The organism is Cellulomonas telluris, assembly GCF_004886325.1.
GTDB lineage: Bacteria > Actinomycetota > Actinomycetes > Actinomycetales > Cellulomonadaceae > Cellulomonas > Cellulomonas telluris.
On sequence record NZ_QXFN01000004.1, the window covers coordinates 334,157 to 353,753 of the forward strand.

Genomic DNA, 19,597 nt, shown 5'->3' on the forward strand with positions numbered 1-19,597 from the left:
GCGGTCAGGCCAACCGACGTGATCGATGAGCCGGTGCATCGTGCCGTTCGCTGCATCCACGACCGCTCCCGTCAGGATCGAGTACAACCTCAGGTCGATCCCGACGGCCGCCTCCATGACCCCTTCGGTCTCGGTGTCGCGTACGTGCTGCAGGTGGGGCAGTAGCGCGTGGGTCTGGCCGTGGATGACTGCACTCGTCATCCGGTGCACCAGACGGCCCAGCCGCTCGACGTCACCGACCGCGAACAGTGCGTCGATGAGCTAAGCATCGGTCGGTGGCCGGGAGTCGAGTAGAGCGCGCCGAGCTGGCTGGCGTACCGTGGTTTTGTCTGGACGTATTGGAACGCGTGCCGCTTCGCCGATTCGGCGATCTCGGCGATCCTCGTCTCCACCTGGGCGGTGGCTGCGCCTCCCATGGCGCCGTCGGAGATGCTCGCGGGGATCGCCCACTGCTCGCGGAGGGACGCCAGGCGGGCGTTGTAGTGACGTCGGATGAAGTGACCCCCGTCAGGTGGACGCCTGGTTTCGTGTCGGGGTGGTGTTCTCGTAGGCGGCGGGGCTGAGGTTGCCGAGCCGGGTGTGGCGGCGGCGGGTGTTGTAGAAGCCCTCGAGGGTAGGAGGAGACCTCCATCTCGAGCTCGTGGCGGGTCGGCCACGAGCGCCGGTAGACCAGTTCGGTCTTCAGCGTGGCGAACACGGACTCGGCCATCGCATTGTCGAATGCGGAGCCGGCGCGTCCCATCGAGGCCAGCAGCCCGGAGCTGCGCAGCGCCTTGCCGAACTCATATGAGGTGTACTGGCTGCCGCGGTCGGTGTGGTGCACCAGCCCGGGCTCGGGGCGGCGTGTAAAGATCGCCATGCCGACGGCGTCGAGCACGAGCTCGGTGCGGAGGTGGTCGGCCATCGCCCAGCCGACCATGCGCCGGGAGTAGGCGTCGACGACGAGCGCGAGGTAGACGAAGCCCTCCCCGGTGCGCAGGTAGGTGATGTCGGCGACCCACAGCCGGTTCGGTTCGGGGGCGGTGAACTGGCGGGCGACCAGGTCCGGCGCGGTCGCGGTCGAGACTGCGCGGCGCCCGTACTTGCCCCGGCGGCGCCGGTGGGCGCCTTCGATGCCGGTCACGCGCATCAGCCTGGCCACGTACTTGTGGTTCCAGGTGTGCCCGCGGTGGCGGAGGTCGGCGGTCAGCCGCCGAGCGCCGTAGACGCTGCGGTGCTCGATGAACGCCTCCCGGGCGGCGTGCGCCCGGTGCGCTTCGTCGACCTCGGCTGCGCTCGGGCCGCCGCCGCGGGCGGCCCACTCGTAGAAGTTGGACGGGCTGATCTGCATGACCCGGCACAGGCGACGGACCCCGTAGGCGGTCTTCTGCGCGTCGATGAACGACAGCGCGGCGCGCCGGTTCATCGACCCGTCTCCTTGGCGAAGAAGACCGCGGCGTTTTTCAGGATCTCCTTCTCCAGCTCCAGCTCGGCGACCTTGCGCCGCAACCGCGCCAGTTCCAGGCGCTCCTCGCTGCTCAATGCGCCGGGGCCGGCGGAGCGCTCCTTGCGGGCCGCGGCGACCCAGTCGCGCAGCGTCTCGTGGTTCACCCCGAGCTCGCGCGCGACCTCGCGCACTCCACGACCGCCCTCCAGGACGATCGCGGCGGCCTGCTGGCAAAACTCCACCGGGTACTTGCTCACTCGACCCACCCGGGCCTCCTCCCTGGCTCCTGCCAAGTCTGGAGGCGTCCGGCCCACGGGGGTCACTTCACACCAGCCGACACGGACACCCATCCGCGCCGAACCATTGAGCTGCAGCTCTCCGGCACCCGTCCCGCCGGCCTCGACTGCTCCTGGTCGTCGAGACGTCGGCCGAGCACGTCGGCGTGCTCGTCGTCGTGCAGGAGCGCACCCAGCTGGTTCGCGGCTCGCAGCGTCGGGGAGGCGTCCGTGGCACGGAGGGGACCGCGGACGTTCGCCTGGAGGTTCTGCGGGGCGCCGGGCGGACTCGGAGTGCAGGTCCCTATCCTGCGGCCATGGCACTGCGCGCGCTGTTCATCGGCGGGACCGGCATCATCAGCACAGAGGCGGCCCGGCGGGCGGTCGCGGAGGGTGTCGAGCTCACCCTGCTGAACCGCGGGCGGTCGTCGACGCGGCCGGTGCCCGACGGGGCCCGCGTGGTCCACGCCGACGTCCGCGACCCGGAGTCGGTCCGCGCCGCGCTGGGCGACCGTGAGTTCGACGCCGTCGTGGAGTTCATGGCGTTCACGCCCGAGCACGTGCAGGCAGACCTCGACCTGTTCGCGGGCCGGACGGGTCAGTACGTGTTCATCAGCTCCGCCTCGGCCTACCAGACGCCGCCCACCCACCTGCCCGTCGTCGAGTCGACGCCGCTGCGCAACCCCTTCTGGGAGTACTCCCGGAACAAGATCGCGTGCGAGGACCTCCTCGCCCGCGCGTACCGCGACACCGGCCTCCCGATGACGATCGTGCGCCCGTCGCACACCTACGACGCCACACTGGTCCCGATGGACGGCGGCTGGACGGTCGTCGACCGCATGCGCCGTGGCCTGGAGGTCGTCGTCCCCGGCGACGGGACCTCGCGGTGGACCATCACGCACAGCGCGGACGTCGCGGTCGGGCTCGTCGGGCTGCTGGGCCGCGAGGAGGCGATCGGCGAGGCGTTCCACATCACGGGCGACGAGGCGCCGTCGTGGGACCAGATCTACCTCGCGATGGCCCGGGCCGCCGGCGTCGACGAGCCGCGGCTCGTGCACGTCGCGTCCGAGGCGATCGCCGCCGCCGACCCCGAGCTCGGCGCCGGGATCCTCGGCGACAAGGCGCACACGATGATCTTCGACAACTCGAAGATCCGACGGCTGGTCCCGCACTTCTCGCCCCGCATCCCGTTCGCGCAGGGTGCGCGCGAGATCGTCGCCTGGCACGACGCCGACCCGGCGCGCCGGGTGGTCGACCCGCAGTTCGAGGCGCTGACGGAGCGCCTGCTGGAGGCCTACCGGCCCCGGCCTCTGTGACGGCTCATGTCGTCAGCCGCCGCGTCGACGTGGCGAGCCGTCCGGCACGTGCGACGCCCACCCGCCGCCGGCAGGGACAGCCGTGGTGTGATGTGGCGATGAACCTGCCTCTCCACGCAACTAGGAGGCCGCCGAACCCGGGAGCGCTGTCGCAGGCCCTCGAGGCTCTGCGGCCGCCGTCGCACGGGGGGTTCGGCGCATGAGCCGCGTCGTCGTGACCGGCGGGAGCGGCAAGCTCGGTCGCGCGGTCGTCGAGCACCTGGCGACGCACGGGTACGACGTGGTCAACGTCGACACGGCGCCCCCGCCGGCGGGCCAGCCGGCGCTCTTCACCCGTGTCGATCTCACCGATCTGGGCGAGGTGACCGAGGCGCTGACGGGGATCGACGACCGGTACGACGGTGTCGACGCGGTGGTGCACCTCGCGGCCATCCCCGCGCCGGGTCTGCGCCCGAGCGGTGCGACGTTCGCGAACAACGTCGTCGCGACCCACCACGTGTTCAGCGCCGCACGCCGTGCCGGCATCAAGAACGTGGTCTGGGCGTCCAGCGAGACCGTCCTCGGACTGCCCTTCGAGACGCCTCCGCCGTACGTCCCGGTCGACGAGGAGTACGCTGTCCGCCCGGAGAGCACGTACTCCCTCGGCAAGGCGGTCGAGGAGGAGATGGCCCGGCACTTCACGCGCTGGGACCCGGAGCTCAAGCTCATCGGTCTGCGCTTCTCCAACGTCATGGACGTCGGCGACTACGCCGCGTTCCCGGGCTTCGCGGCCGATCCCCGCAGCCGGATCTGGAACCTGTGGGGCTACATCGACGCCCGCGACGGGGCCCTCGCGGTCCGGCTCGCCCTCGAGAGCGACCTGCGCGGGTTCGAGGTCTTCATCATCGCCTCGCCCGACACGGTGCTCGACCGCCCGTCGGCGGACCTCGTCGCCGAGTACTTCCCGGACGTCCCCGTGACGCGCCCGATCGAGGGCCGCGAGACCCTCCTCTCCATCGACAAGGCACGTCGCCTGCTGGGGTACGACCCGCAGCACACGTGGCGCGACGAGGTCTGAGGTCCTGCGCCCGCGGGTGAGGCCGTACATCGCGTCCTTCGTGTGCGCGATGCTGCCGACGTCCGTACAGGGCGCGACCGCAGGGGCACGGTGGACGACCGACTGGTGACAGCGCGCGATGTCGCGCGCCTGGCGAGCCCCCTGCGGCGCGACGACGGCGACCTCCACGCGCGCACGAGTCCCCGCCAGCAGGGAGGCCGCCCCGGTTCGCTCCGGTACGACTTGAGACGTGCAGTCGTGCTGGTGGGCGATACGGGGGCCGAACCAGTCGCCTCGTCCGAGTCAGCGTCCGGAGAGGGGCCGGCCGCGACGAGCTCGAGCGGACCTACCGCGCCGCCGACGCCAGCACCGACTGGGTGGCCTGACGCCGACCGAGCACCGAGACCGTCAGCACCCTCAGGTCGCACTCGCCGCCTGAGACCCGCCGGCACCTCCTCGTGCAGCAGACCTGCGACCTCCGTTCGACCGCTTCGAGAAGGGGTCCACCACCGCGCCAGGACTGAGGCCGGTCGGGCTCACGGCGCAGGACGTCGGGGCCGCAGGCCGCTCAGCGCCGTGTCCAGGAGGGCGTCGACGTACTCGTCCGTCACAGGGCCGCGCTGCAGCCACCGGTTGAGGACAGGGCCCCAGATGATGTCGATCGCCACGTCGAGGTCGAGGTCGTCCGCCAGCTGGCCGGCCTCCTGCGCGCTGCGCAGACGCTGTCGCTTGGCGTCACGCAGAGGGCCGTCGAGCCGTTCGTGGTACGCGGCGGCGAGCGCCTCGTCGTGCGCGACCTCGGTCGCCAGCGCGCGCATCGGCTCGGACAGGCGGGGGTCGTCGAGCTCCGCGACGGTCGCCTTCAGCACCAGGGCGAGGTCGGCGCGCAGGTCGCCCGTGTCGGGGAGCCGCGGGCTCTCTCCGCTGCTCGTCTCGCTGAGGAGCAGGAACGCGTCGAAGAGGACGGCCGCCTTCGAGGGCCACCACCGGTAGATGGTCTGCTTCCCGACGCCGGCCCGCGCGGCGATGCCCTCGATGCTCAGCCGGGCGTAGGGGACCTCCTGGAGGAGGTCGAGCGTGGCGGTGAGGACGGCGCGGCGCGAGCTCTCGTTGCGGCGGCCCGGGTCCGGGTTCGGCATGACGACAGGGTAGCGCGAGCGAGACGAGACGTTTCGTATTGCCGTCCCGTGCTCAGATGACCTACGGTCGGCGGCAACGAGACGCGACGTCTCGTCTTACTTCTGGGAGAGCCGATGACTTCGTCGACAACCGCCACTCGGACCTGGTTCATCACGGGCGCCAGCCGCGGCATCGGGCGCGCGCTTGCCGAGGCAGCGCTCGAGCGCGGCGACCGCGTCGTCGCCGCGGCACGGACGGCGACCGCCGACGTGTTCGACGCCCGGCACCGCGAGCGCGTCCTCGCGCTGAGCGTGGACGTCACCGACAAGGGCGCGGTCGACACCGCCGTGACCGCCGCCGTCGACCGCTTCGGACGCCTGGACGTCGTCGTGAACAACGCCGGCACCATGTCCATGGGCATGGTCGAGGAGTTCTCCGAGGCGCAGGCGCGCGCCCAGCTCGAGGTCAACTTCTTCGGCGCGCTGTGGGTCAGCCAGGCGGTGATGCCGCACCTGCGCGGGCAGGGGTCCGGGCACGTGCTGCAGGTCTCGAGCATCGCCGGGCTGGGCGGCTTCCCGAGCACCGGCCTGTACAGCGCGAGCAAGTTCGCGCTCGAGGGCATGAGCGAGGCGCTCGCGATGGAGGCGGCCCCGTTCGGTGTGAAGGTCACGATCGTGCAGCCCGGCGGCTACTGGACCGACCTCTACACGAGCATGACGTCCACGACGCCGCTCGACGCGTACGGGCCGTTGCGCACCGAGCTCGAGCGGCAGTGGGCCGAGGGGTCCGTGGACAGCGACCCGCGGCTCGCCGCGGAGGCGATGCTCGCGGTGGTCGACAGCGACGAGCCCCCGCTGCGCCTGGCCCTCGGGAGCACGACCTACGACCTCGCGCACCACGTCTCCCGGCAGCGGATGGAGACCTGGTCCGCCTGGGAGGAGGTCAGCCGCGCCGCCGAGCACGCCGTGCCCCAGCCCGGGGCGCTCGGCTGACCGCACCTACGCCTCCATCCCGCGCCAGACCACGTCGAACACGGCGCGCAGCCGCGCCTGCGTCGCGGCCTCGTCGAACCGGTCCCCGCGGACCACGACCGGGTAGTACGCAGCGCCCGCCATCGCGTCGAAGCAGGCGGCGACGTCCAGGTCGGCCCGCAGGATGCCGCGTTCGAGGTCGCCTGTGACCGTCTGCGCGATCCAGGACGTGTTCTCCGATCGGATCGTCGGTCACTCGACCGGCGACCGCGGGTACCCGGTCAGATCCGGGCGCCAACCCGGAGGGCGTCATCGAGATCGGCTCCGGTGACAGGCCCGCGTAGGGCGAGGTGGACGAACAGTTCCTTCATGCGCGAGCTCGGATGGCCACCAGCGCCTCGACCCGCTCGACGACGGCACGGAGATCGTCCCGCTCGGCGCGGACTTCGTCCGGGTCCTCGATGACCGGGGTGGGCTCGGGTGCGGGTGCTCGTCGGGTCGCCATGCCCGTCCCTGTGCGGACGCATCCCGAGTGACGTGCGACGACGACACCGTGCGCCGGATGCTCACCGGCGGAGCGTCAGGGCGTCGGGATGTCGTTGAGCGCCCCGTAGAACTCCAGCCACGCGACCAGCATCTCGGTGTCGACGAGCTGGTCCTCGGTGGGCAGGGTGACCGGATCCTGGCCACCCCAGGTGTACTCGACGTCCGCGTCGTCAGGGTTCAGCGCGGCGTGCAGCAGGTTGTTCTCGTCGACGAGGTAGGTGACGGTCTGCACGTCCGGGATGTCCTCGGCGGCGGGGTCGCCGAGCGTGTCGGCCTTGAAGCTGGTCAGGTCCATCGTGACCTCGTACCGGCGCACCTCCACCCCGTTGTGGTCCTCGATGTCGCCGACCTCGAAGTCGGTCATCGCACCGTCGGCGACCTGCACCATGAACCGCACGTCGAGGGTTGTCCTGAGGGTGGCGAGCGCGGCGAACTCCTCGCCCATGTACGCGGTCATCGGGTCGTTCGGGTCGCTCGGGTCAGCCTTGATCCAGTCGCCGTCGACGTAGCCGCGCATGCTCTCGCCAGCCGCGACGTACACGGCGCCGTCACCGACGTAGAACTCCTCGCCGGTGTCGTCGGTCAGCCGTGCGGCGAACGAGTCTGCAGCGATGGTCTGGACGACGTGGGTGCCGTCGACGTCGAACGAGACGGTGCCCGCCTCCACCATCGCCGCGGTGAGCTCGTCGACGAACTCCTCCTCGGTGAGAGCCCCGGCGGTGTCCTGCTGGGCCGTGGCAGCAGCTCCGCCCTCCGCGGGACCACCAGATCCGGCGCACCCGGTCAGCGCCCCGGCAGCGACTGCAGCGGACAGGACCAGGGGCAGGATCGTCGAGCGGCGGCGCATCATCGTGTCCTTCGGGTCGCGCACACCGCGGGCCGGTGCGTCGACCAGACCCTATGCGGCGAGCGCAGGTCACGAAGCCGGCGCGTCCCGTACCTCGTCGCCGAGGACCTCGTACAGGCCGAGACCGTCCTCCCACGGCGGTCGACGCGTCACCGTCCCCGGAGCGCGCCGAGATGATCGCCACCATGACCACCACCTCGCGGAGCCTCGGGGGGAGACCGGCTCCCTCCGACCGATGCACAGTCGTCGCCGCCCCTCGTCCTCGTGACTTCCCGCGCCCCGCGACGTGATGCCGCCCTCGCCGGGAGACGCCGGAGAACGGTCGCGACGGGAGTTCCCCTGGTGCACAGCTCTCGTGGTCCTCATGGCGGACAGCGACCTGCCGGCTCGTCGGCGCTGCCGGCGAGGTCCGCGCACCACTGGCCGACCGCCGTGCGCGTCGCACCGTCCCCGCCGTGACGACACCGCAGCACGAGTGCAGGGAACCGGCCTACGCCTCCATCCCGCGCCACACGACGTCGAACGCCGCCTGGAGCCGCGCCTGCGTCGCGGCGTCGTCGAACCGGTCCCCCCGGACCACGATCTGGTAGTACGCGGCGCCTGCCATCGCGTCGAAGCAGGCGGCGACGTCCAGGTCGGCCCGCAGGATGCCGCGCTCGATGCCGGACCGCAGGGCCCTCTCCATCGGCACGCGGCGCAGCGCCACGTGCGACGTCCAGTACGCCTTCTGCAGGGCGCGGTCGCTCATCACGAGCCGGATGCGCTGCCGGAAGCGCGCCTCCGGGTAGCCGACCGCGGTCACGGACGTCGGGCCGCCGAACATCGCCGCGTACACCGTGGCCCGCAGGTCGCCGTCGTCCGGCAGCTCGGGCGGCACGGTGCGGCCCACGTCGAGCGCGGCGGCGATGAGGGTCGTCAGGGAGGGCCAGCGCCGGTAGAGCGCGGCCCGGCTGACCCCGCTGCGGGCGACGACCCGGGCGACCGTCACCTCCTCCTCGGCGTCGATCAGCGCGAGCGTGGCGGCGACGACCTGGCCGTCGAGCTCCTCGTCACGCGGCCGGCCGGGGCCGCGACGGATCGCGTCCCCGGCCGTGGTCGTGCCCGTCGTCATGCGGCCAGCGCCCGTGCCCGGAGCCGGGCGGTCGTCTCGGCGCCGAGGCCGGCGTCGCGCAGCGGGGTGAGCGGGTCGCCGTGCCGCTCACGCAGGCGGGCGAGCATGAGGCGCATCGACACCTCCATCGACCCCTCGAGGAGCCCGGCGGTGCGCAGGAGGTCGGGGTCGAGGTCCAGCGCGGCGAGCATCGCGCCCATCAGGGGCCGGGTGCGCTCCATGACCGCCGGCATGTTCGCCGCGGTCCTGCCGTAGTCCGTGACCACCGCGTCGTCGCCGGCGCCGAGCGCCAGGAGCAGCGTGGCGGCGAGCACGCCGGTGCGGTCGCGGCCCGCCGCGCAGTGGAACGCGGTCGCGCCGGTCGTGTGCGCCATGACGGTGAGCGCGGTGACGAGCTGCGGGGCCGCGTCCTCGACCATCCGGACGTACATCTCGCCCATGCCCTCGTGGGTGAAGCCCTCGCGGGTGGAGTCACCGACGCTCGCGATCAGCGGCAGGTGGTGGTAGCCCACCGGGTGCGCGGCCAGGGGGCCACGACCGGTCACGCGCACCTCCCCGGGGGACCGGAGGTCGATCACGGCGGTGAGCCCTGCCTCGACGAGCGCGGACGCGTCCTCGGCGGTGATCGTCGACAGGTCGTCCGCGCGGATCGCGAAGCCCTCGCGGACGCTCCCGCCGTCGACCGGGATGCCGCCGAGGTCGCGCAGGTTGACCGGTGCGCTGAGGGCGATGTCGGTGGTCGTGGTCATGTGATCCTCCTCCGGATCAGGGCGCTGCCCTGGTCGATCACCGTGACCAGCACGATGATGCAGATGGTGATGGCGCTGAGGTGCCCGTAGTCGTACATCCGCATCGCCGTGGTGAGCTCCAGACCGATGCCGCCCGCACCGACGAGGCCGAGGATGGTCGCGCCGCGCACGTTGCCCTCGAAGAGCAGGAGGGTGTACGAGACCAGCAGCGGCGCCGCCTGGGGCAGCACCCCGTACTGGACGACCTGGCGCCTCGACGCACCGACGGCCTGCATGGCGACGATCGGGCCGCGGTCCACGGCCTCCATCGCCTCCGCGAAGACCTTGCCGATCGACCCCAGCGAGCCCAGGGTCATGGCGAGGATGCCCGCGAACGGGCCGAGGCCCACGGCCGAGACGAACATCAGGGCGAACACCAGGTCCGGGACGGACCGGATGACGTTCATCGCCCACCGGGCCGGGTAGTAGAGCCAGCGCGGCGCGATGTTCGAGGCCGCCGCGAAGGCGACGAGCAGCGACAGCACGGCGCCGAGGACGGTGCCGACGATCGCCATCTGCAGCGTCTCGACGAGCAGCTCGACGATGATCCCGAGCTTCGAGAAGTCCGGTGGGAACAGGCGGGACAGGAACTCCGCCATGTTCACCGAGCCCTCGCCGAGCTTGACGAAGTTGAACTCCGCGCCGCCCATGGACCAGAGCAGCACGGCGGCGGCCAGCGGGAGCCCGACGAGGAACCGCGTGCGCGGGACCGAGAACGCGCGCGCGAGCCGGGCGCGCTCCTCGGGGGGCAGCGGAGGCGGTGCCGTCCGGCGGGCCGGGGCGTCAGAGGTCGTGGTCATGTGCGTCGTCCTGCTCCTCGTACAGGGCGGCGAGCGCCCGGGCGTCGGCCTGCGCGACGGGTGAGTCCACGAGCACCCGCCCGTGCCGCAGGCCGACGACGCGGTCCGCGTGCTCCAGCGCGAGGGGCAGCACGTGCAGGCTGACCAGCACGGGGATGCCGTCCTCGGTCGCGATCTGCCGGAGCAGGCGCAGCACCGACCCGGCCAGCCGGGGGTCCAGCGACGCGACCGGCTCGTCCGCGAGGATCACGCGCGGCTGCTGCATCAGCGCGCGGGCGATCGCGACCCGCTGCTGCTGCCCGCCGGAGAGCGACCGGGCGGGCTCCTTCGCCTTGTGCGCGATGCCCACCCGGTCGAGGAGCTGCATCGCGCGGACACGGTGGGTGCGCGAGAACCCGCCGGCCACGTTGATCGCCCCGGCCTCGTGCAGCGCCCCGGTGAGCACGTTGGTCAGCACGCTGAGCCGCGGGATCAGGTGGAACTGCTGGAACACCTGACCGACGTCGGAGCGCAGCGCGCGCAGGCCGCCGCGCGGCAGGTCCGACAGGTCGTGCCCGGCCACCCGCACCGTGCCGCGGGCGATCGGGGCGAAGCCGGTCAGGCTCTTCATCAGCGTCGACTTGCCCGACCCGGAGGAGCCCAGCAGCGCGACGGTCTCGCCGGCGCGCACGTCCAGGTCCACCCCGTCGAGCACGACGTGCGCGTCGTAGGCGACCCGCAGGTCGCGGACGGTGACGAGGGGCAGCGCCGGCACGTGCGTCGGGGCCTCGAGGACGGTGGCCGTGGACGTCACTCGAGGTCCTCGAGCTCGACGCCGGCGACCGCGGCGATGTCGGCGAACGAGGCGAACGCGCTGGGCTCCGGCGCGATGACGACGTCCAGGCCGGCGAACGACCCGTACGCGCCCAGCGCCTCGGCGTTCCCCGCCGAGAACACCCGGGGGAGCGCCTCCTCCAGCAGCGTGCGCGTCTCCTCGTCCAGCGACTGGCGCGCGAGGACCGTGCCCTGGATCGCCATGGCCGGGCTCTCGCCCACCGCCCGCCACTCGCCGTCGGCGAACGGGAACATGGGCGCGCCCATCTCCGTCAGCATGACGGCCGTGCACGCCGCGTCGACCTGGCCCTGCTGCAGGGCCGCGAAGCTGCCCTCGTGGCCGCCGGAGAAGACGGCCTCGTAGTCCTCGCCCTGCTCCAGGCCGGCCTCGTGCAGCATGTAGACCGGCATGAAGTACCCGGAGCTGGAGGCCTGGTCGGCGAAGGCGACGGTCCTGCCCGCGAGGTCCTCGACGGTCTGGACGGGGGAGTCGTCGAGCACCACGCAGGTGGACACGGGGTCGTCGCTGCCCTCCCAGGCCAGCAGCGCGTCGACCTCCCCGGTGTTGACGGCCAGCGCGGAGGGGAAGCCGCTCATGATGCCGATGTCGACGTGGTCGGCACGGATCGCCTCGACGACGCTGAGGTAGTCCGGCACGTCGGTGACCTCGACCTCGCGGCCGGTCTCCTGCTCCAGGAGCTCGACGAGGGCCTCGACGGGGTTGACCTGGGTCGGGTCGTCCGACACCGGCAGCGTGGCGATCGTGATCGGCGCGTCCGCGTCGGCGGGCGCCGCGTCGGCGGTGGCGTTCTGGCACGCGGCCAGGGTGAGGGCGGTGATGCCGAGCATGCCCATCGCAGGGAGCGAGTAGCGGCGCATCGGGGTGGCCTTTCGGGAGGGCGGGGCCTCGGGAGTTCCGAGAACACCGGTACTCCAACGGCTCCAGGTGACCGCGAATTACGAGACCGCCGGACTCGCGATCGAACGTCGGGTGAACAGTGACGGGAGCGGCCCGTGCGCGGCCCGCGGTCCAGGCCCTTGACGGCGGGTACGACCCCGACGATCTGTACGTCGCGCTGGTACGTGCCCATGACGGCGAGGTCGTCGCCAAGGTCAGCGGGAACGTCGAGGAGACGCTGCGTGCCCAGTACCGGCGACGGACCATCGACGCGTCCGACCACATCGGGGAGGAGCTCTACATCGAGATCGCCGACCGTTCCACCGGGGGGTTCGGACACCTGAGCGTGGACGACGTGAACGTGCCGGTGGCGCTCACCAGGGCCGACGGAAGGGGAGGGAGGCAGCGCCTGGACGAGGAGGGGTCCTGCCCCGTCGCCCCCTCCGGTCCGGGTCGGGCACGAGGCGCCGACGGTGCCCGGGAGCCTCGACGGTGGGCAGTCGGACGGTGCATCCGGGTGGTCAGGGCGCTCGGAGGGCGCCGTGACCCGGGCGCACAGCGCCGGCCGCATAGGGTGCGGGCGTGAGCGTGCCGCCCTTCCTCTCCGCCCTGCCCGACGGGTGGCCCGGGTGGGCGGTGTGGCTCGTCGTGGTGCTCGGGGTGCTCGTCGGTCTCGTCGCCGCTGCGCTGATCGCGGACAACCGGCGACCGTCGGCCGCGCTGGGCTGGGTGCTGGCGGTCGTGCTCGTCCCGTACCTCGGGCTCGTGGCGTTCCTCGCCATCGGCAGCCCCAAGCTCTCCCGTGCGCGGCGGGAGAAGCAGCGGCGCTTCGACGCGACGGTGCTGCAGCACACGACCGACCGGGCGCCGCTGCCGCTCACGCCCACCGACGAGCAGCTGCCCGCGCTGCGCACGATCCACACGATGAACCGCCGGCTGGGCGCCATGCCCGTCCTGTCCGGGAACGCGGCCGAGCTCCTGGAGGACTACACCGGCTCGTTGGCCGCGATGGTGGCGGAGATCGACGGGGCCGAGCGCTTCGTGCACGCGGAGTTCTACATCCTCGCCCTCGACGAGACGACGGAGCCGGTGTTCGCGGCCCTGGAGCGCGCCGTCACCCGCGGGGTCGTCGTCCGCGTCCTGTTCGACCACCTGGCGAGCCTGCGCGTGCGGGGGTACCGGGCGATGGTGCGTCGCCTGCGCGCCTCCGGCGTGCTGTGGCGGCGCATGCTGCCGGTGTGGCCGACGTCGCGCGAGCTGCTGCGTGTCGACCTGCGCAACCACCGCAAGATCCTGGTCGTCGACGGCGCCGTGGCGTTCACGGGCAGCCAGAACGTCGTCGACGCGGCGTACGGCAAGCGGAGCAACCGCCGCCGGGGGCGGCGCTGGGTCGACGTGGTGGCCCGCTTCACCGGTCCCGTGGTGACCGCGCTGGACGCCGTCTTCCTGGCCGACTGGTACAGCGAGACCGGCGAGCTGCTGGACAGCGCGTCGAGACCCGACGTGCTGCCGGAGGCGCCCGACCGGTCCGCGCTGCAGGCGCAGGTCGTGCCCAGCGGCCCGGGCTTCGAGCAGGAGAACAACCTGCGGCTGTTCGTCTCGCTGCTGCACGCGGCCCAGGAGCGCGCGGTGGTGGTCAGCCCGTACTTCGTGCCGGACGAGTCCCTGCTCCTCGCGATGTGCAGCGCGGCCGAGCGCGGCCTGGCGGTCGAGCTGTTCGTCTCGGAGCGGGGCGACCAGCGGCTGGTCCACCACGCCCAGCGCTCGTACTACGACGCGCTGCTGCGCTCCGGGGTGCGGATCTGGCTGTACCCGCGGCCGTACGTGCTGCACGCCAAGACCCTCAGCGTCGACGACGAGGTGGCGGTGATCGGCTCGTCCAACCTCGACATGCGCTCCTTCCAGCTCAACCTGGAGGTCTGCGTGCTGGTGCGCGGGGCGACGTTCGTGGACCAGCTGCGGGGTGTGGAGGGCCTGTACCGCTCCCGCAGCCGCGAGCTCACCGTCGCGGAGTGGCGCGGACGCGGTCTGCCTGCGCGCACCGCCGACGGGCTGGCACGGCTGGCGAGCGCGCTGGTCTGATGTCCGGCAGGAGGTGGGCGCAGGACCGGATCACGCCCGCAGCGGCGTCGCCCGTGGAGGCACGTCCCTGCGCCCGGACCGTCGTGCTCGGTCCGGTGATCGACGAGCCCCGCCGACGAGGACAGGGCGAGGCGAGCGGAGGGGCACCGGCGCGACCACGGTCGGCCCCGTGGGCGGTCAGCCGCCGGTGGCACCGGTGCCGTCGATCAGGCCTGTCCGAGCGGGACCCTGCCCGAGGCTCATCCGGAGCCGTTCGTACCACGGGCGCTGGGCAGCGGGGAGGTCGCGGCGGAGCGCGCCGGCGCAGGCGTCGAGCGCCCGAGGTGTCCGTCGCCGACGCGGGTGGGCGGCGCGGGTGACGCCGTCGTCGTGACCCGGTCTCGCTCGTCCGACGTCCCGGTGAACAGCTGATGGCGGATCAGCAGGACGGGCGTCCAGCGCGCGCCACCCGTCGTCGGCTCGGCGAGCATGGCGGCATGACCCACGCGGAAGAGGTGCACTGCCCCCGCTGCGGCGCGGAGCCCGGCCGGACCTGCCGTACGAGCGACCGCGTCCCGCGCCCGCCGCACAAGCGGCGGCGTCAGGAGGCGGAGCGTCGGGGTGAGGCGGCTGCAGCAGGCAGCTAGGCGCCGGAAGGGCGACCGCGCCTGCGGCGGTGACCGCGTCGCCGACGCCGGCACGTCAGCCCCCGGGGAGCCACCCCACGACGGCCACCTGGGCCCGGGCGTGCTTCCCAGTCAGGGCGACGTGGACCTTGCCGTCGGGGCCCGGGCGGACCAGCACCAGCCCGGACCCAGCGCCCAGCCGCGGCGCGAGCACGTCGGCGGTCGCAGGCGCGGGTGCGTCGCTCGGGTACACCGTGAGGGTCGCGCCGCGGAACCCGCCGTACCCGACGACGTGGAGCGCGACGGCGGCGACCCCGGTACCGGGCACGCCGGCCACGCCGGTCACCTGGACGTCCCTGCTCCTGGACGTCGCGGCGACGAGGGTGGACGGCACCGGCGTGTACGTGCCCTCGGGCAGCCACCCGACGACGGACAGGCGGTGCTGCGTCCGCGCGCCGAGCGTGGTCGCGCGCACCCTCCCCGCGCCGTCGAGCGGCGCGACGACGGTGGTGGCGGCCGGTCGCAGCCACGAGTACGTGAGGGTCGGGACACGCGGCACGGGGTCGGCCACGCCGTGCACCGACAGTGAGCCGGGCAGGACCGGGCGCACGGCGGACGCCGACAGCACGACGGCTCCGACGCCGCTGGTCGGGACGCCGCCGTGGCCCGCGACCGGTACGTCCGCGCTGCACGGCACCCGCACGAGCAGGCGGCACGGGGACGTCACGTCGAGGCGGGTCGGGGTGACGGGCGTGTAGCCGGGGACGCCGCCCGAGGCCGGGAAGTAGCCGGCCACCGAGACGACGGCGTGCGGCCGCCCGCGCGCTGCGCTCACGTGCACCCCGCCGTCGGCGCCGAGCGGCACGACCGCCAGCCCGGTCGCGTCGTCGAACCCGTACGTCACGTGCGGGTCGACGGCTGCGGGTCCGTCGGACGGGCGTACCCGCAGCTCACCGGCCCCCAGGGCGTCGAGCGCCTGCACCCGGAGCACGACCGCCGCCGCACCCGCCTCGGGGACGCCACCGCGGCCGGCGACTGCGACGTCCGCACCGGCGGCGCCGAGACGCCCCCTCGGCACGCCCGCCCCCGTGCGGGTGTCCGCGATCGTCTCGCCCGCCAGCGGCCGGTACGCAGCGGGTTCGGACGCGGCGCCGCGCACGAAGTCGACGGTCGTGGTGGAGCCGTCCGCGACGTCCGCCAGCACGCTGGTGCCGGTGGCCTGCTCGACCCCGCCGACGAGAATGCGCCAGGGCGCGAGCGTGGGGTCGGCGGAGATGACGACCTCGTACGTCCCGCCGCCGGTCAGCGCCAGGCGGTACGCACCGGTCTCGTCGGTCACGTCGAAGGCCTGCCCGGGTACGGCCACCGCCGCCCCCGCGACCGGCTCGCCCTCCGACGTCACGTGGCCCGTGATCGCGCCGCCGAGCTCGAACTGCCGCCACGTGTACGGAGCCGTCAGGTGCGGTGCGCGCAGCGTGACGGGCTGGGCGGGGTCGAGGTACACGGACAGCGACTCGACGCGGTACGGCCCGTCGGCCTGCCGCCCCGAGACGAGCCGCCCGTCGTACCGGAGGGTCAGCACGTTCCGCCCGGCGTCCAGGAACTGCTGGGCGCCCGCCCACTGGATCTCCTCGCCGGCGGCGTCGGTGAGCCGCGCGTTCGCGGAGTAGAGACCCGCCTCGTCCACCTGGACGGTGACGTTGACGGCGAGCGCGTCGAGCAGGCCGTCGCCGTCGTCGTCCTGCCCGCGGTCCGTGACCGAGTCGATGAAGAACGACCCGCCCGGGCGGAACAGGTCCGCCGCGTAGGCGGCTGTGGTGTGCACGTCGAGCGCCGTGACCTCGGGGGGCTCGCCGGAGCGGCCGAGCTCGACCCCGGTCAGCCGGTACGGGCCCGGCCGGGCGTGCGCGGCGATGTCCGCGCCGTCGAAGTCGAGGACCAGCGGGGCGGTGCCGGCCGGGACGGTGGCGCTCACGGTCGCCTCGGCGACGGCCTGGCCGGAGGCGTCGACGAGCGTGCCGCTCAGCGTGACGTCCGCAGCGGCGGGCAGCACGACCTCCGCCTCGACCCGCAGCACGTCGGGGCTCGCGTCGCCGTTCGTGTCGACCGCCGCGTCCGTGTACGACCCGGTGAGCAGCGCCACCGGGGCGTCGAACTGCGCCGCCTCGTAGGTGCGGGTGCGGTGCACGCGGGTCATCTGCACGGTGCCCGACGCGTCGGAGACGGTGAGCGCCACGTCGTAGGGCCCGTCCGCACCTGCCCCGGCGATGTCCCGGCCGTCGAGCCGCAGCGTCACCGGTGCGGGCGCGGGCCCCGCGTCGACGGTCCTGGTCGCGGCCGTGACGGCGGTGCCGTCGTCCGTCTGCAGGGCGGCGTGCACCGTCACGGGCCCGGCGGTCGTCGCCGCCACCTCCGCCGTCAGGGCGAGCGCGTCGAACAGGCCGTCGCCGTCCTCGTCGACCCCGTCGTCGGACACGTCGGGCTCGAGGCGGACGGGTGGGGGAGCCAGCGCGTCGGCGTCGTAGGCGGCGGTGGTGTGGGTGACGGCCACCGTCGAGCTCGCGTCCCGGACGGAGAGGTACGCCGTGTACGGCCCGTCGAGCCCGCTGGCCCAGATCGGCCCGGTCGCGAGGTCGAGCGTGACGTCCTGGGCGGTTCCCCCGGAGAGGGTCACGTCGCGGCTGCCGGCGCCGACCTGGGTGCCACCGGCGAACAGCTGGGCGGTCACGGTGACCGGGCCCGAGCCCGTCGGCGTGATCGGGACGTGCAGGCGCAGCCGGGCGCCGGACAGCTCGTCGGTCACCGTGCCGACCGTCGCGAGCGGCCCCTGGAACGACGTGTGGTCGTAGGCCCGCGTGCTGTGCGCGACGGACCCGACGACGGAGCCGTCCGGCGCGCGGACGTCACCCGTCACCGTGTACGGGCCGTCGACGCCGCCCGCGCGGACGGCGCGGGCGGGGAAGCGCACCGCGAGGGTGTGCGTGCCGGCGGTGAGCGTCGTGACGACGGCGGTCGTCGAGCGGGCGGCCGGGTCCAGCGTGCCCGTCGCGAGGTACGTCCCGTCCGGCGCGGCGAGGTGGAGCAGCACCGTGTGCTCGCCGTCGGCCGGGGCGGTGACCGGCACGTCGACCCGGAGCCAGTCGAGCTGCCCGTTGCCGTCGGTGTCCTCGCCCTGGTCGGTCGCGGGGAGGGCGGCCGGCGCCTGGGCCGGTCCGGCCCGCTGCGGCGCCGGCGGAGGCGGCGGCAGGAGCCGGTAGGTGTTCATGGGCCAGCCCGTCGCGTTCCGGGTGCCCGTCGGGGTGACGAGGTACACGTCGCTCCCACCGTCCAGGGCACCGCAGAGCATCCCGGCGCTGTTCGCCCCGACGACCTTGCACAGCACGCTGTCCGCCTCGAACGTCTCGGGCGTGTCCACGTTCGTGATCCCGAACGTCGGGTCGTACCGCTCGCCGCCGAACGTGCCCCACCCGTGGCTGCCGAACACCCAGCGGTCGGGTGCGCCGCCGCCGGCCGGCGTGGCGTTGGCGCTCGCGTTGCCGTCGAGCGCCGGCCGCGTGCCGGTGAGGAAGTTGCCCTCCGCGTAGCCGTTGACGGAGGCGTCGATGCCGAGGCTCAGCGCGAGGAGCCACCAGACGTCCCGGAAGGTGAAGCACTCGCCGCGCGTGCCGGTGGCCTCGATCAGCTCCTCGGGGGTGCTGTACGGGCCGGACCCCACGTACGACCAGCCCAGGGGGTTGCCGTAGATCCGGATCATCATCGTCTGCAGGATGATCTTCGGCGCGGACCAGCCCGCCGCCCCGAGCTCGAACGCCCGGTCGAGCCACTGCGTCTTCGGGGTCGCCGTGTCAGGGCCGAGGAACCCGCCGCCGACCGGCTGCCCCAGCAGCACGTACACCGTCGTCGTGCGCTGCTGCTCCACGAGCCTCGTGCCGTCCTTGCTGATCTCCAGCCACACCGTCAGGTCGTACTTCCCGGTGCGCTTGGGCACGTCGACGTCGACCTCGCCCTCCCAGCCCTCGACGCCCTCCGCGGGACCCGCGCCGCTGCCGCCGCCGCCCGAGAACGACCACCGCGCCCGGACGGTCGGCGTCCAGTCCGGCCTCGCCGGCCACGCGTCGAGCCCGTACCGGTACGTGAAGCGGCCCGCGGTCGGGCCGCTGAACCAGTGGCTGTCGTTCATGGCGTCCGCGACCGGGTCGTCCGCCGTGGGAGCGGTCAGCGAACCCGACGCGTCGAACGCGCGCTCGAAGACGCGGTCCGGGATCTCGTCCGTGCTCACGCCGCGGCGCACGTCGACGTCGTCGGTGGCGTCGGTGCTCAGGTGGGCGACGTTGAACGGCAGCGTCACCTCGGCCCAGTCCACCTGCACCGCCCAGCAGCCCGTGCCGCCCGTGTCGATGTCGACCCGGAACGCGTTCACGCCGCGCACGAGCGCGCCGGCCGGGACCTGGAACGTGTTGACGATCCACTGGCCGTTCGCGCCCGTGAGCGTCCCCAGCGGCCGGCCGTTCACGGAGACCCTGTCCACCTCGGGTCCGCAGTCCTCGCTGCCCGCCTGGTCCACGTCGTAGACGAACATGGACAGCTCGACGGGCTGCCCCGCCGCGGGGTCGGGGGCGAACCCCTGGAGGTCGATCTCGAAGGTGATCGGGCCGGGACCGTACAGGTACTGGTCGAGGGAGCCGCCGTCGTCGACGCGCAACCGCGCCTGCCTGGCGGCCTCGTCGAAGGTGAGGGTCGTCCCGCCCGCTGCCGCGGCGAACGGCCGCGCGGCCGGGGGAGGGGCGTCGCCCGGGAGGTCCCTCCCCGGGTCCGTCGGTGCGGCGGCGACCAGCGAGGGCAGCCCGCCCACCATCGTCAGGGCGGCGACGACGGTCGCCGCTCCCAGCCGCCGGGCAACCTGGCTCGCCCTCATGACGCCCCCCGCGTCCGCACCCACCGCCGCCTACCGGCAGGAGCCGAAG

Annotated in this window: 16 protein-coding genes; 6 read left to right on the forward strand and 10 right to left on the reverse strand. The window is 73.5% G+C overall.

Going from position 1 to position 19,597, the window contains the following annotated elements; genetic code table 11:
• Positions 1–232: 232 nt before the first annotated feature.
• Together FB586_RS13785 and FB586_RS13790 are read right to left on the reverse strand one after the other, a co-directional pair.
• Positions 233–1,405, reverse strand: a complete 1,173-nt coding sequence (locus FB586_RS13785) for an IS3 family transposase (RefSeq protein WP_136519908.1) — start codon at positions 1,403–1,405, stop codon at positions 233–235.
• Positions 1,402–1,683: a transposase gene (locus FB586_RS13790; RefSeq protein ID WP_168800562.1), complete on the reverse strand. Its 282-nt coding sequence runs from the start codon at positions 1,681–1,683 to the stop codon at positions 1,402–1,404. Before FB586_RS13790 ends, FB586_RS13785 begins: the two co-directional genes overlap by 4 nt.
• 335 nt (positions 1,684–2,018) lie before the next feature.
• Between FB586_RS13790 and FB586_RS13795 the strand changes: the two genes are divergently transcribed.
• Positions 2,019–3,017 carry an NAD-dependent epimerase/dehydratase family protein gene (locus tag FB586_RS13795; protein WP_136519910.1) on the forward strand — a complete coding sequence of 333 codons (999 nt, stop codon included), beginning with the start codon at positions 2,019–2,021 and terminating at the stop codon, positions 3,015–3,017.
• 199 nt (positions 3,018–3,216) lie between these two features.
• Positions 3,217–4,074 (forward strand): NAD-dependent epimerase/dehydratase family protein, encoded by an 858-nt coding sequence (locus FB586_RS13800; protein ID WP_136519911.1) that lies wholly within the window; start codon positions 3,217–3,219, stop codon positions 4,072–4,074.
• 515 nt (positions 4,075–4,589) lie between these two features.
• On the opposite strand, the gene FB586_RS13805 is transcribed toward FB586_RS13800, so the two are convergent.
• On the reverse strand, positions 4,590–5,192 hold the full coding sequence (locus FB586_RS13805; RefSeq protein WP_136519912.1) for a TetR/AcrR family transcriptional regulator: 603 nt from the start codon (positions 5,190–5,192) through the stop codon (positions 4,590–4,592).
• A 114-nt stretch (positions 5,193–5,306) separates the two neighbouring features.
• On the opposite strand from FB586_RS13805, the gene FB586_RS13810 reads away from it, so the two are divergent.
• Positions 5,307–6,164 (forward strand): SDR family NAD(P)-dependent oxidoreductase, encoded by an 858-nt coding sequence (locus tag FB586_RS13810; RefSeq protein ID WP_136519913.1) that lies wholly within the window; start codon positions 5,307–5,309, stop codon positions 6,162–6,164.
• A gap of 559 nt (positions 6,165–6,723) precedes the next feature.
• On the opposite strand, the gene FB586_RS13820 is transcribed toward FB586_RS13810, so the two are convergent.
• The 6 genes from FB586_RS13820 to FB586_RS13845 all read right to left on the reverse strand — a co-directional run bounded on the left by FB586_RS13820 (position 6,724) and on the right by FB586_RS13845 (position 11,927).
• On the reverse strand, positions 6,724–7,536 hold the full coding sequence (locus FB586_RS13820; protein ID WP_136519914.1) for a hypothetical protein: 813 nt from the start codon (positions 7,534–7,536) through the stop codon (positions 6,724–6,726).
• Positions 7,537–8,026: 490 nt separating this feature from the next.
• Positions 8,027–8,647 (reverse strand): TetR/AcrR family transcriptional regulator, encoded by a 621-nt coding sequence (locus FB586_RS13825; RefSeq protein ID WP_136519915.1) that lies wholly within the window; start codon positions 8,645–8,647, stop codon positions 8,027–8,029.
• Positions 8,644–9,396 (reverse strand): tyrosine-protein phosphatase, encoded by a 753-nt coding sequence (locus FB586_RS13830; RefSeq protein ID WP_136519916.1) that lies wholly within the window; start codon positions 9,394–9,396, stop codon positions 8,644–8,646. Before FB586_RS13830 ends, FB586_RS13825 begins: the two co-directional genes overlap by 4 nt.
• Entirely contained in the window at positions 9,393–10,235 is an 843-nt protein-coding gene (gene phnE / locus FB586_RS13835; RefSeq protein WP_136519917.1) for a phosphonate ABC transporter, permease protein PhnE, read from the reverse strand. The genes FB586_RS13830 and phnE overlap by 4 nt, the downstream gene beginning before the upstream one ends.
• On the reverse strand, positions 10,219–11,028 hold the full coding sequence (locus tag FB586_RS13840) for a phosphonate ABC transporter ATP-binding protein (protein ID WP_136519918.1): 810 nt from the start codon (positions 11,026–11,028) through the stop codon (positions 10,219–10,221). Before FB586_RS13840 ends, phnE begins: the two co-directional genes overlap by 17 nt.
• Positions 11,025–11,927 (reverse strand): phosphate/phosphite/phosphonate ABC transporter substrate-binding protein, encoded by a 903-nt coding sequence (locus FB586_RS13845; RefSeq protein ID WP_136519919.1) that lies wholly within the window; start codon positions 11,925–11,927, stop codon positions 11,025–11,027. Before FB586_RS13845 ends, FB586_RS13840 begins: the two co-directional genes overlap by 4 nt.
• A gap of 119 nt (positions 11,928–12,046) precedes the next feature.
• Between FB586_RS13845 and FB586_RS13850 the strand changes: the two genes are divergently transcribed.
• From FB586_RS13850 to FB586_RS20370, 3 genes are all read left to right on the forward strand, one after another.
• Entirely contained in the window at positions 12,047–12,532 is a 486-nt protein-coding gene (locus tag FB586_RS13850; protein WP_136519920.1) for a hypothetical protein, read from the forward strand.
• A complete protein-coding gene (gene cls / locus FB586_RS13855; RefSeq protein ID WP_306419166.1) occupies positions 12,529–14,028 on the forward strand; it encodes a cardiolipin synthase in 1,500 nt (499 codons plus the stop codon). Before FB586_RS13850 ends, cls begins: the two co-directional genes overlap by 4 nt.
• 410 nt (positions 14,029–14,438) lie before the next feature.
• Positions 14,439–14,654, forward strand: a complete 216-nt coding sequence (locus FB586_RS20370; protein WP_442319895.1) for a zinc finger domain-containing protein — start codon at positions 14,439–14,441, stop codon at positions 14,652–14,654.
• A gap of 55 nt (positions 14,655–14,709) precedes the next feature.
• On the opposite strand, the gene FB586_RS13860 is transcribed toward FB586_RS20370, so the two are convergent.
• Positions 14,710–19,548 carry a peptidase associated/transthyretin-like domain-containing protein gene (locus FB586_RS13860; RefSeq protein WP_136519921.1) on the reverse strand — a complete coding sequence of 1,613 codons (4,839 nt, stop codon included), beginning with the start codon at positions 19,546–19,548 and terminating at the stop codon, positions 14,710–14,712.
• Positions 19,549–19,597 lie beyond the last annotated feature (49 nt).

Excerpts from the sequence above, each read along its gene's own strand:
- FB586_RS13785 (WP_136519908.1), bottom strand. The coding sequence starts at position 1,405 with ATGAACCGGCGCGCCGCGCTGTCGTTCATCGACGCGCAGAAGACCGCC.
- FB586_RS13795 (WP_136519910.1), top strand. The coding sequence starts at position 2,019 with ATGGCACTGCGCGCGCTGTTCATCGGCGGGACCGGCATCATCAGCACA.
- FB586_RS13800 (WP_136519911.1), top strand. The coding sequence starts at position 3,217 with ATGAGCCGCGTCGTCGTGACCGGCGGGAGCGGCAAGCTCGGTCGCGCG.
- FB586_RS13805 (WP_136519912.1), bottom strand. The coding sequence starts at position 5,192 with ATGCCGAACCCGGACCCGGGCCGCCGCAACGAGAGCTCGCGCCGCGCC.
- FB586_RS13810 (WP_136519913.1), top strand. The coding sequence starts at position 5,307 with ATGACTTCGTCGACAACCGCCACTCGGACCTGGTTCATCACGGGCGCC.
- FB586_RS13820 (WP_136519914.1), bottom strand. The coding sequence starts at position 7,536 with ATGCGCCGCCGCTCGACGATCCTGCCCCTGGTCCTGTCCGCTGCAGTC.
- FB586_RS13825 (WP_136519915.1), bottom strand. The coding sequence starts at position 8,647 with ATGACGACGGGCACGACCACGGCCGGGGACGCGATCCGTCGCGGCCCC.
- FB586_RS13830 (WP_136519916.1), bottom strand. The coding sequence starts at position 9,396 with ATGACCACGACCACCGACATCGCCCTCAGCGCACCGGTCAACCTGCGC.
- phnE (WP_136519917.1), bottom strand. The coding sequence starts at position 10,235 with ATGACCACGACCTCTGACGCCCCGGCCCGCCGGACGGCACCGCCTCCG.
- FB586_RS13845 (WP_136519919.1), bottom strand. The coding sequence starts at position 11,927 with ATGCGCCGCTACTCGCTCCCTGCGATGGGCATGCTCGGCATCACCGCC.
- FB586_RS20370 (WP_442319895.1), top strand. The coding sequence starts at position 14,439 with ATGGCGGATCAGCAGGACGGGCGTCCAGCGCGCGCCACCCGTCGTCGG.
- FB586_RS13860 (WP_136519921.1), bottom strand. The coding sequence starts at position 19,548 with ATGAGGGCGAGCCAGGTTGCCCGGCGGCTGGGAGCGGCGACCGTCGTC.